This is a genomic window from Pseudomonas sp. 57B-090624 (assembly GCF_003234055.1).
GTDB lineage: Bacteria > Pseudomonadota > Gammaproteobacteria > Pseudomonadales > Pseudomonadaceae > Metapseudomonas > Metapseudomonas tohonis.
Window position 1 is genome coordinate 54,256 of the sequence record NZ_QKRU01000042.1, and the last position, 12,968, is coordinate 67,223.

The 12,968-nt window shown below is 67.7% G+C and carries 1 protein-coding gene; it reads left to right on the top strand.

Going from position 1 to position 12,968, the window contains the following annotated elements; all coding sequences use genetic code 11:
• Window positions 1-118 precede the first annotated feature (118 nt).
• On the top strand, window positions 119-12,661 hold the full coding sequence (locus DMX10_RS19830) for a filamentous haemagglutinin family protein (protein WP_111262665.1): 12,543 nt from the start codon (window positions 119-121) through the stop codon (window positions 12,659-12,661).
• Window positions 12,662-12,968 lie beyond the last annotated feature (307 nt).

The window sequence follows — 12,968 nt, forward strand, 5'->3', positions numbered from 1 at the left end:
TTTGCATGACAAAAGTTCGGTCGGAGGCCGCTGGCACCGCCTTGGGGTATAGCCATGGCGCGCACCTCAGGGGAGGGCGATGCGCCCGTCTTTCGCGAGAACACAAGGATCCGTAGTGATGCGTTCCCAGCCGAGCAAGCCCGCTTCCCGCACCGCCAACCGCCACGACGGCTTCCTGCCGCTCAAGCCCCTGGCCCAGGCCATCGCCCTGATGCTGCTGGCCGGCGGCGCCCAGGCGGAGCCGGCCTTCAGCGCCGCCTGGTTCGCCGCCAAGGGCGCGGCCCAGGCCTCGGGTGCCACGCGGCCGACCACCCCGGCGCCGGGCACTCCGCCGCCCCTGGCCCAGCAGCAACGGGTGCAGGAGCGCCTGGGGCGCAGCTTCGCCAACATGAACAACACGGTGGCCGCCATCGCTGCGGCCCAGGCCGCGCAGGCGGCGGGGCGCGCTGCCGCCTCCAGCGGGCCGCAGACCATTCATAACGGCCTGGGCGGCAACGGCCTCAACGTGGTGATCGGCCCGGACGGCAAGCCGCTGTTCGTCAACGCCGAGGGGCCGGTGCAGACCGACGCCAACGGCAAGGTGCTGGTCTCCATCAAGCAGACCGCCGACAAGGCCATCCTCAACTGGGAGACCTTCAACGTCGGCCGCGACACCACCGTGGCCTTCCAGCAGGACGCCAGCTGGGCCCTGATGAACAAGGTCAACAACAGCACGGCGCCGAGCCAGATCCAGGGCCAGATCAAGGGCGACGGCACGGTGATGATCCTCAACGGCAACGGCGTGGTGTTCAGCGGCAGCAGCCAGGTCAACGTGCGCAACCTGGTGGCCGCGGCCACCGACTTCAGCGACGAGCAGTTCAAGACCGGCGGCCTCTACAGCGGCAGCAACCCGGCCTTCACCAACGCCCAGGGCGCCATCCGCGTGGAGCAGGGTGCGCAGCTCAACACCGCCGCGCCGGCCACCTCCACGGCCGGTGGCGGCTACGTGCTGCTGCTGGGCAAGGAGGTGGACAACGCCGGCACCATCGCCACGCCCAAGGGCCAGGCGCTGCTGGCGGCGGGCGACAGCTTCACCATCCGCAAGGGCTATGGCACCGACGGCAGCCCGACCTCCACCACCCGTGGCAACGAGGTGACCGTCGGCGGCACCGGTACGGTGACCAACAGCGGGGTGATCCTCGCTGCCAGCGGCGACGTGACCCTGGCGGGCAACCAGGTGCGCCAGAACGGCGCGGCAATGGCCAGCACTTCGGCCGATGCCCGCGGCACGGTGCACCTCACCGCAACCGGCGCCAACGGCAGCGTGACCCTGGGCGAGGGCAGCACCACAGCCATTTTGCTGGATGCCAGCGCCACGGCCCTGGACAGCCAGCGCGATGCGCTGATCGCGCCGGCGGTGACTCTGGACGGCAAGGTTATTCCCGGCGATACCTTCCGCCGCGACCTGTCCCTGGTGCAGATCGACAGCAGCGGCACCGTGGACTTCCAGAAGGGTTCCATCACCCTGGCCACCGGTGGCCAGGTGGCGGTCAACGCCGGCCAGCGCAGCCTGGTGCGCGATGGCGCGGTGATCGACGTCTCCGGTGCCACCGGGGTCAAGGTCGCGATGGAGTCCAACAGCGTCAAGGTCAACCTGCAGGGCAACGAGCAGCGCGATTCCTCGGTCAACCGCGACGGTGGCGGCCTGAACAACAACGATATCTGGGTCGATGTGCGCGACCTGGTGTTCGTGCCCGCCGGCACCAACGGCTACGCCACCGACCGCTGGTACACCGCCGGCGGCCTGCTGGAAGTCAGCGGCTACCTGGGTACCCAGGGCCACAGCGTGGCGGAGTGGATGGCCCAGGGCGGCACCGTCAGCTTCACCGGCAACGAGGTGGTGACCCAGGCCGGCTCGCAGATCAACCTCTCCGGCGGCACCCTGGATGTGCAGGCCGGCACTATCAAGCAGACCTGGCTCAAGGGCGCCGACGGGCGCCTCTACGAGCTCTCCAGCGCGCCGGGGGACATCCTCTACACCGGCCTCTACAAGGGCTACGAAGACCACAGCCAGCGCTGGGGGCAGACCGACTACTACTACACCCCGCTGATCGCCCCGAACGAGCGCAAGGAAGGCGGCTACACCGTGGGGCGCGACGCCGGCACCCTGGTGATCGGCACCCGCAACGCCGTGCTGGAAGGCACCCTGGCCAGCGACACCTACCAGGGCGAGCGCCAGACCCGTGGCGCCCAGGCCGGGCTCGACGGCTACAGCCAGTCGCAGAAGGCCGTGGCCCGTGGCGCGCAACTGGTGGTGGGCAGCTACACCCCCTGGTACGTGAAGAGCAGCGGCACCCTGGAATACGCCCTGGGCGCCGATGCCAACACCCTGAAGAACGTGATCCTCGGCGAGGGCGGCACCCGCATCGCCGATGGGCTGGACCTGGGTTCGGCCCTGCCGGCCGGCCGCCAGGGCACCCTCTACCTCGACAGTGCTCAGCTCAACGGTTTCAACCTCGGGGCGGTCAAGGTGGCCGCCAGCGAAGGCATCCGTGTCGATGGCGACCTGCAGGTGGCCCCGGCGGGCAGCGTCACCCTGTATGGCCCGAAGGTGGAGGTGAATGCCGACATCACTGCCCATGGCGGCAGCATCCAGCTGGGCAACGTGCTCAACCAGATCACCGCCAACGGCAAGGCCGATACCACCCTGGCCGGGGCGGCATCCGTCAAGGTCGCCGAGGGCGTCAAGCTCGATGCCAGCGGCCTGTGGAGCAACCAGCTGCTGGACCCGAACGACAGCCGTGCGCTGCCTTACCTCAATGGCGGCAGCATCTCCCTGCGCAGCAGCGGCAGCACCCTGCTGGGCAGCGGCAGCCTGGTGGACGTCTCCTCCGGTGCCGCTTTGCTGGCCAACGGCAAGCTGCAGGGTGGCAAGGGCGGCAATGTCACCCTGGCGGCCAACGCCGGCAGCGGGACGGGCGATAGCGGTGTATTGAGCCTGGGCGGCGACCTGCGCGGCCAGGGCGTCAAGGGTGGTGGCACCCTGGCGTTGCAGGCCGGCAAGGTGCTGATCAGCGACAGCGCCACCTCAGCCGATGCCGGCACCCTGCTGCTGCGCGGCGACTTCTTCGACAAGGGCTTCTCCGCCTACGAGGTGGAGGGCAACCGCGGCCTGGAAGTGGCCGAGGGCACCCGGGTGGACGTGAGCATGCCGGTCTACCGGCAGGGCGATGGGGCGATCAGCCTGGCCACCGGCGGTGCACCCCGCGATGCCCTGGAAACCTGGACGCCCCCCGTCTACCTGGAGGATGCTGCCAAGGGTGTGCTGACCCAGCGCCAGGGCGCGAGCCTGTCGTTGCAGGCGGGCAGTGACCGCACCAGTGCCGCGAACATTTCCGCCACGGAACTGCTGATCGGCAAGGGGTCCGTACTCAACGTCGACCCTGGGCAGTCGATCAAGCTGGCGAGCGTGGGGCGGGTGACTGTAGACGGCACGCTGAATGCCTGGGGCGGCTCCATCGCAATCAATTCAGTCGCTCCTGGGGTCGTGGCGGCTGCCCAAATGTCGATGGGCACCTACCGCCCGATCTGGATCGGCGACCACGCCGTTCTGGATGCCGCCGCCCGCGCAGCGACAGCGGTGGATAGCCGTGGTAACCACTATGGCTTCGTGCGTAATGGCGGCAGCATCGTTATCGGTGGCGAAATCGATCACGCCAAGGGTGACACTACCGGGGCGGGTTCGTTCGTCGTGGTCAGTCAAGGAGCCCGGCTGGACGCATCGGGTACCCAGGCTGTCCTGGATATTGTCGGGATGGGTGCCACGCCTGTTGCCAGCCACGGTGGCAGCATCGCTTTCTCCGGGGCCAACGGGCTCTATCTGGATGGTCAGTTCAAGGCCTCGGCCGGAGGCGCCGGGGCGGCGGGCGGAAGTCTGTCCGTTGCGCTCGGATCCAGTGTCTACGCTAACAACTCGTCGCTCCCGGACAGCCAGCGCAAGGAAAGCGAGCTGATCCTGGGGCAGTACAAGCAAGGTCCGGAACTGCCGGCAGGGGTCAGTCCTGATCAGGGTGCTCCGCTGCTGGAATTCGGTCACGCCCGCCTGGCGGTGGACCAGGTGGAGCAGGGTGGCTTCGACAACCTCTCGCTCATGAGCTCCGGGCTGCTGAGCTTCGATGGCAGCCTGGACCTGACCATGGCCAACGCGCTCAACCTCTATGCGGGTGCATATGGCCTGGCTGAGGTCGCTGCCGGTAACTCGACCGTCAACCTGCACGGTAACTCCGTGCGCTTCGCCGCGTCGGCCGAAGTGACCGGTGTGATAACGGGTACCACCAGTACGGCGATCCAGGGTGGGGTCTCGCAACAGGCGGCAGCTGGTCGGTTGAACCTTTCAGCCGATGGCCTGCTGGACATCCGCGATCTGGTCAAGGTGGGCGCGTGGGGCAATCTGGTGATGTCTGACGGATCGATCCGGACGGTCGATCGGCGTGGCTTCGCGGATATGCAGTTGCGCAGCCATGGCGATATGCGCCTGCTGAGCACCCGCAGCGATAACGGGGCACAGCTATCCACGCCGGGTACGCTGGGACTGGTCGCTGCGCAGATCTACCCGGGGACGGGGGTCAAGGGAGCCGTCCGGGCATCGAGGATCGATATCGGTCGTATCGGTACCAACGCCCCTGCCGTTCCTTATTCGGCCTTCGGCGAGCTGCGTCTGCAGGCAGACGTCATCAACCAGGGGGGCGTGCTGCGCGCACCGCTCGGTAACCTGATCCTGGGTTACTCGGGCACGCCCACCACTCCGGCCAGCACCGTCAACCTGCTACCGGGCAGCCTGACTTCGGTCAGTGGCGCCGGATTGGTGATTCCCTACGGCGGCACGGTGGACGGCAAGACCTGGCTCTACGACGGTGTCTCCCTGTCCAACGACCTGCTCAAGGAAGGGCAGAGCCTGATGCCGGGCAAGGTCGACCTCGTTGGGCAGGTCATCAATGTCGAGCAGGGTGCGGTCGTGGATGTTTCCGGCGGCGGTGAGTTGGTGGGTGCCGGCTTCGTCTCCGGCCGTGGTGGCTCCACCGACGCGCGTTTCAGCCCCCTGATGCAGTACGGTGCCGATGGCTTCCTGCTGCCGGCCCTGAGCAGTAACCCGGTGTACGCCATCGTGCCGGGCGTGCAGGCCGGCTACGCGCCCCAAGGGGGCAAGGGCGGCGCGGTCGACCCCAGGGTGGGCCAGCAGATCACCATCGGCGCCGGCGTGCCGGGCCTGCCGGCGGGCACCTATACGCTGCTGCCATCCACCTATGCGTTGCTGCCGGGGGCCTTCCGCGTGGAGGTCAACGGCCTGGCTGGGCAGGGCGGTGCCATCACCACCCAGGCCATGCGCAATGGCTCCTGGTCCACTGCCGGCACCCTGGGCCTGGCCAGCGGCGCGCGGGACAGCCTGGCCAGCCAGGTGATCATCACTTCGGCCGATATGCTGCGCCGCTACTCCCAGTACAACGAAACCAGCTTCAGCCAGTTCCTCCTGGCCGACGCCGCGCGCCTGGGCATTCCCGCCGCGTTGATGCCCAGGGATGCCAAGGCCTTCAACCTTAGCTTCGCGAACAACACCACCGACCAGCCCAGCTTCAGTTTCGCTGGCGAGCTGCTCAAGGCGCGCGGCGAGGGGGGGCGTGGCAGCACCTCCAGCATCACCCAGACCTCCACGGGCAACCTGGAGATCGTCAAGGCCGGGCGAGGGCCCACTGCCGGTTTCAACGGCGTGACCCTGACCGATGAGTCCCTCAACGCCATCGGCGCCGGCAGCCTCAATATCGGCGCCTATGCGCGCTCCTTCTACGGCCAGGGCGGCAACTTCATCCAGTTCGACGACGGTGCCAGTAGCTCGGGGGGGAGTGTGGCCCGCACCGCCAACCTGGTACTGCGCAGCGGCGCGATCCTCAAGGCCCCGGAGGTCTTCCTGGTCACCGCCGGGCCCACCGGTGGCATCACGGTGGAGCAGGGCGCCAGCATCGACACCCTGGGCCAGGGCGCGGCGCCCCGCGACTCCCGCGATGGCTATATCTACAAGCCGGGGCGTAACAGCGTGCTGGCGGTTTCCAACGGTTACCTGAACATGCTGGCCCCGGACGCTGCCAACCCGCAGGAGCCGCAGAAGGCCCCGGGCAGCATCCGCATCGGTGTGTGCGACGGCATCTGCAGCGGCACCACCGGGCTCTACTCCGAGGGCACCATCGGCACGGCCACCGACAATGCCTTCGAACTGGGCGAGGCGGTCAACTACGGCACCCGCAACCTGACCCTGGCAGTGGGCGGCATCAATGTCGGCAGCGCCGAGGCACTGGCCGATCTCGCGGCCCGCAACCTGCTGCCCAGCGGCCTGACCCTCAACCAGCAGGTGCTCGACCGCCTGCTGCGCGGTGATACCAGCACCGGCGCGCCGGCCCTGGAGACCCTGGTGCTGGGCGCTCGCGACTCGCTCAACTTCTTCGGCAACGCCAGCCTGGATACCTACGGTGCCGACGGCAAGTCGCGGCTCAAGGAACTGGTGCTGACCACCCCGGCCCTCTACGGCAAGGGCGAGGCGGGCGAGACCGCGCGCATCCACACCTCCAACCTGATCTGGAACGGCGCCCACAACGAGGCCGGTTCCATCATCACCGGCGGTGCCGGCACGGGTGCGGGCAACCTGGTGATCGACGCCGAGCGCATCGAGTTCGGCTACCAGCCGGACGCGCAACCCACCGCCGCGACAATTCGCGATCGCCTGGCCGTGGGCTTCGCCAACGTCAACCTCAACGCCAGCGAGCGCGTCACCGCCAACCACAAGGGCGGCCTGTCGGTGTACCAGCGCCAGGACGGCTACGTCACCGGCAAGGGCTTCCAGTACAGCGGCGGCAACCTGACCATCAGCACCCCGGTGATGACCGGCGGCGCCGGCTCGGTCAACCGCATCACCGCCGGCGGCGATATCCGCGTCAGTGCGCCGAACGGCAGTGCAGTGCCCAGCATCGGCGGAGACGCTTTGGGTGCCGAGCTGTCCCTCAGCGGCCGCAACCTGCTGCTGGAGGGGGCCGTGGTGCTGCCCAGCGGCAAGCTGAGCCTCAAGGCCGAGGCGCAACTGAGCCTCACCGATGCCGCGCGCATCGACCTGGCCGGGCGCAAGGTCACCTTCAACGACGTGAACAAGTACAGCTGGGGCGGCGACCTGATCCTGGAAAGCCGCAACGGCGACATCCGCCAGGCGGCCGGCTCGGTGATCGACCTCTCGGCCACGAACAACCAGGCCGGCAGCCTCAAGGCCACCGCCCTAGCAGCGGGTGCCGGCAGCGTCGACCTGCGCGGCAGCATCCTCGGTGGCAGCAGCGGCTATTACGACGCTGGCGGCACCCTGGTGCCGTTCAAGGCCGGCAGCGTCGATATCCGCGCCCAGCACCTGGGCGATGGCAGCCTCAGCGACGACTTCGCCGCCCTCAACCAGCGGCTCAACCAGGGCCAGGTGTTCGGGGCCCGCAGCTTCCAGCTCAAGCAGGGCGACCTGTTGATCGGCGACGGCCTCAAGGCCGGGGCGATCGACGTCTCGGTGGATGGCGGCACGCTCACCGTCAACGGCACCGTGGACGCCAGCGGCGAGCGGGTGGGTTCCATCCGCCTGGCCGGCAAGCAGGGGCTGACCATCGGCGGCCATGCGTTGCTGGACGCCCACGGCACCCGCCTGCGGGTGGACAGCTACGGCAAGATCATCGACTCACCCAACCGCGCCGTGGTGGAACTGGGCTCCGGCGACGGCCTGCTGACCCTGGCCGATGGCGCGCGCATCGACCTGCGCCACGGCACTGCCGCCACCAGCGGGCATGACGGCAAGGCCCGCGGCACCCTGGAACTGAACGCCCCGCGTCTGGGCGGCGCCACCGCCGGCGATATCGCCATCGACGCCAGCGGCAACCTGGATATCCAGGGCGCCAAGCTGATCGCGGTGAACGGCGTGCAGCGCTACGACGACGCCATCGAAATCACCGACCCCGTCAACGGGCACAAATACCAGCAGATCGACCAGGACTACCTGAACCAGAAGCACACCGACAGCCTGGCCTTCATCGACAACGCCCTGGCCAATGGCGCACTGGTCAACGGCAAGCTGGCGGGCCTCAACAACAGCGCCTATGCCGACGCCTTCCACCTGCGCCCGGGCGTCGAGATCGTCAGCAAGACCGCTGATGGCGACCTGGTGGTGCAGGGCGACCTGGATCTTTCCGGCTATCGCTACGCAAGCCTCAATCCCCATACCCAGAAGCTGAATGGCGTCTACGGCACGGGCGAGGTGGGCAACCTGGTGATCCGTGCGGGCGGCGACCTGTCTGTGTACGGCAGCGTCAACGACGGCTTCATGCCGCCGCCGGAGACGACGGACGATGATGGCTGGGTGCTGACGCCCGGCAAACAGCTGTTCAACGGCGATGTGGTGGTGCCGCGCGGGGGTATCGAGTTGCAGGATGGCACTACCTATCTCTCTGGCGTGGCGCTCAATTTCGACCTGCCTCTGCAGGCGGTTACCCTGGCTGCTGGCACCCGCCTGCCGGTAGCCGGTGAGCTGACAGCGGGGATCTCCCTGCCAGCCGGCACGGTACTGGCGGGAGACATCCTCAACCCGGATCACACGGTTGCACATGCTGCCGGGACCCGCCTGAGCGCCGACCTCGTCCTGGCCCCCGGCATGATTCTTGGCAGCGGCTCGCTGCTGCTTGGCGACACGGCCCTGACCGGGCTGATATGGCCCAAGGGCGTGGCGTTGCCAAGCCGCCCAGCGAACACGATCACTGTTTCCAACCCCAGTACCGTTGCTCAGTTGGGTGCCTTGATATTGCCGTTGGGGGCGCTGATCCCGGCGGGTACCGATGTAAAGCTGGCGGCAGGGGTGGAGAAGATCAACCTGCGCGGCGGCGATGGCAAAGGCCGCAACTGGGCGGTGGCACAGATGCTGGCCGAGGGTACCCAGTCCTGGTCGCTGCGCGCCGTGGCCGGCGCCGACCTGCAGGCGGCGGACACCCGGATGGTGGACCCCTATGCAGAGCGTGGGGAGCTTCGCGTGGCTGATACTCACTATGGCTTTTTGGCGACGCCTAAGCCTGGACAGCCATCGGGCGGCGGCAGAGTGCTAACCGTAGAAGGCTCAATGATTTTCTATGGTGATGAGACTCACGCGGGAAAACCTGTCAGTGAGGTTGCGCTGGAGTTTCAAACCGACGAGGCAGGTGTCTGCGCGTGGGAAAGCCTGTGCATGGCGACCGGACGGGTGCTGACCGCTGAAGGCTCCATGATTTTCTATGGTGATGAAACTCACGCGGGGAAACCTGTCGCCGAAGTCGCGCTGGAATTTCAAACCGACGAAGCGGGTGTCTGCGCCTGGGAAAGTCTGTGTGAGGGGGGGGGCGACGAAGGTCCGATCGAGTACGACTATGCGTTGGGCACCAGTCGCTTCAGTGTGCTCCGGGTCGGTACCGGCGATCTGGACCTGATCAGTGCTGGCGATTTCAAAATGCAGTCCCTGTACGGCATCTATACGGCCGGCACCTCTTCTCTGGATCTGGCAGCGTCAGCCGCTTTCAATCAACCGCGAAGCCTCAGCCAGATATCCGGTCGTACAACGCTAGACACCACAGTGCTGGGCAAGAATGGCGGCAGCTACGAGTCCCTGGTCGATGGTGGCGCCAGCAGCCTCTACCGGGCCTGGTACCCGGATCATGGCGGCAACCTGCTGCTGTCCGTCGGCGGCGACCTGACGGGCGATATCCTCGGCTCCAAGCTGATGGGCAGTGGCGGACTCGACCAGCCCGAAAGCTCCAGCGTCAGCAGTTGGCTGTGGCGCCAGGGCGGTGGAATCAATGGCGAGGTGCCCACCGCCTGGTGGATCAACTTCGGCACCTACATGTCCTTCAACGACAACGTCGCCTTCACCGGTTTCACCGGGTTCGGAACCCTGGGGGGCGGCAACCTCGATGTACGTGTCGGCGGTGACGCCGGCATGCTGGCTGCCCGGGGCACCCTGGACAACACCATCGCCACCCGCAGCCAGGGATTGGTACTGGCGGTGGGCTCGACGGGGCGCATGGTGGGCGGTGAGCTGGTTCTCACCGGGGGTGGTGACCTCGATCTGAAGGTAGGTGGGGGTCTTAACCCGGCCCTGGAAGCGCGCGCGATGGTGGACGACAGGGGCCGTCCAATCGCACAGCGCCACGACTTGAATGGCAGCCTGGCCAACCTGCGTGGCGCCGTGCGTGCCGGCGCGGGCTCCTTTGGCGGCATCGAGCAGGTCAATGGGCCGATGCAGATGTTGCAGGACCCCCGCGAAAGCCGTGCCTACGATCCCTTCAAGGCCACCATGGCCAGCGCCACCGGCGGCCTGATACTGGTGCCGGGAGACGCCACCATCAGCCTGGACGCCCGGGGTGATCTGGTGCTCGGCGCGGCGTCCGATGCAGGGCGGACCCAGGCACGCAACTGGCAGCCGGTGGATCTCGATGGCGGCAAGAGCATTGGCCGTTCATGGTTCAGCCTGTGGACCGACCACACGGCCATCGACCTGTTCTCCGCAGGCGGCAACCTCACCCCCTCGACGCAGGTCGGTGAGTTTTCAGTCGGCTTCAACGACAGCGTTCGTGGTGGCCTGGACTTCTCCGCCACCGATGGCCGATTCGTCTACCCATCGATCCTGCGTGCAGCAGCTCCAGGTGGCAGCCTTTACTACGGCCCATCGGCGCTGTGGACGGACAACAGCCTGAACACCACCTACTATTCGTTGTTGCTGGCACCCGGCAGCCGAGCGCAGCTGGAATTCCTGGCAGGCGACTCGATCTATGCCGGTGGTTATGCCGTCACGCCCAGCAACGCACCGGTTTCCAGCCTGGCCACACCCTTCAACCCGGCGTTCTACTACCTCGATTCCAGAGGCGCCAACCAAGGAGACTTGTCGGGTGTCGGTAGCCTGGGGCGCAGCCTGTTCGCCTTCGGTGGCACGGGGGCCAGCAGCGCCTACCGCGGCGCCGACGAGCCTGCACGCTTCTATGCCCTCAACGGCGACATCATCGGGTTGCGTACCGGTGAGCTCATCACCTTCGCCAGTGCACCGAGGGCGGGCGAGACCTGGTACGAAGCGTCTCGGCCGGCGCGCATCATGGCCGGCCGCGATATCGTCAACAGCGGCCAACTGACCGGCACCTTGCTGCCGCAGTTCGCAGGCCTGGCCACCAGCACCGGCAACCTCTTCATCCACGACGACCCCACCGACATCTCCATCGTCTCGGCAGGCCGCGACATCCTCTACAGCACCTTCAACGTCGCTGGCCCCGGCACGCTGGAGATCAGCGCCGGGCGCAACATCCTGATGGAAGACAAGGCCGCGGTGACCAGCCTCGGCGCCATCGTGCCGGGCGACAACCGGCCGGGGGCGGATATCGTCATGCAGGCCGGCATCGGCGCCGGGCCGGACTACCTGGCCTTCGCTCAGCGCTACCTGGACCCAGCCAACCGTGTCGAAGTCGGTGGCAGCCTGGCGGGTGGCGGCGTGGCCAAGACCTACGAGGTGGAGCTGGCGGCCTGGCTCGCCGAGCGCTTCGGCTTCAGTGGCAGCGGCGAAGAGGCACGCGCCTACTACGCCGCGCTGCCGGCGGAGCAGCAGCGGGTCTTCGCCCGGGAGATCTACTTCGCCGAGCTGCGCGCCGGTGGCCGTGAATACAACGATGCGGAGAGCCCGCGCTTCGGCAGCTACCTGCGGGGCCGCAACGCCATCGCCGCGCTGTTCCCCACCCACGACGTGGCCGGCAACCCGATCCTCTACCAGGGCGACATCACGATGTACGGCGGGGCCGGGGTGCACACCAACTTCGGTGGCAGCATCCAGATGCTCACCCCGGGCGGGCAGCAGGTGTTCGGCATCGAGGGCGAAGCGCCGCCGTCCACCGCCGGGGTCATCACCCAGGGCGCGGGCGACATCCAGCTGTTCGCCAATGGCAGCGTGCTGCTGGGCCAGAGCCGCATCATGACCACCTTCGGCGGCGACATCCTGGCCTGGTCCGCGGCCGGCGACATCAACGCCGGGCGTGGCTCCAAGACCACCCTGGTGTACACGCCGCCGCGCCGGGTCTACGACAACTGGGGCAACGTCACCATGTCGCCCACCGTGCCCAGCACCGGCGCCGGTATCGCCACCCTGGCCCCCATCGCCGAGGTGCCGCCGGGCGACATCGACCTGCTGGCGCCCCTGGGCACCATCGATGCGGGCGAGGCGGGCATCCGCGTCTCCGGCAACGTCAACATCGCAGCGCTGCAGGTGGTCAACGCCGCCAACATCCAGGTGCAGGGCAAGTCCAACGGCATACCGGTGGTGGCCGCGGTGAACACCGGCGCGCTGTCCTCGGCCAGCTCGGCGGCCAGCTCCGCCAGCGACGCCGCCGAAGGCGTGGCCCGCGACCAGCAGGCCGCCTCGCGCCAGCGCCAGCCGTCGATCTTCACCGTGCAGGTGCTGGGCTTCGGCAACGAGCGCGTGGCGCCCTCCGGCGAAGGCGCCGGCCGCACCCCGACCTACGACTCCGGCAGCAGCGTGCAGGTGCTCGGCGCCGGCCAGCTGGACGACCAGGCACGCAACCAGCTGACCACGGAGGAACAGCGCAACCTGACGCTCTGACCCCACCCCCGGCCGCCCCTCGGGGCGGCACCCCTTTCCCGAGGGCGGCAGGCGACTGCCGCTCTTTTTTTACCTGCGATTCGGAAATTTCCCAGCGAGCGGGTAGGCCCTGCTCGGCCTCCATCGGTTTTGTAGTTGGCTATTATCTGCCGCCCTTCATGGCCGGCCGAAGTGACGAGCGGTTCGCATTTGGTCGGGAAAGGGCTTGAGCAAAGTCGCTGGCGCCATAAAAATGCCGCCCCGATGTCGATATGCCATTACTCCAAGGACGGTCGCAATGCGTCTGCAGTCTTTCGCTGCGGGCTTC